Source organism: Ruegeria sp. SCP10, assembly GCF_040329495.1.
Taxonomy (GTDB): Bacteria; Pseudomonadota; Alphaproteobacteria; order Rhodobacterales; family Rhodobacteraceae; genus Ruegeria.
In genome coordinates this window covers 1-210 of sequence record NZ_JBDZYF010000108.1, presented here as the reverse complement: position 1 = coordinate 210, position 210 = coordinate 1, and the positions used below count along the sequence as shown (strand labels likewise).

Annotated in this window: 1 protein-coding gene; it reads left to right on the top strand. The window is 55.7% G+C overall.

The annotated features are described in order from the left end of the window. A partial coding sequence (locus ABLN87_RS22490; protein ID WP_353014348.1) for a DDE-type integrase/transposase/recombinase occupies positions 1-210 on the top strand: 210 nt, incomplete at both ends.

Genomic DNA, 210 nt, shown 5'->3' with positions numbered 1-210 from the left:
AGCCGACAAAGGGCATTTGGACGAAGTTGTCATTCCGCTCAACGGTCGGAAATGCTGGCTCTGGCGGGTGGTGGATGCGAACGGAGATACGCTTGATATCCTCGTCCAGCCACGGCGGAGGGCTAAGGCAGCCCGACGCTTTCTGAAGCGGTTGATTGCGCAATTCGGCGAACCCCGTGTTGTGATTACGGATAAGCTGAGAAGCTATTT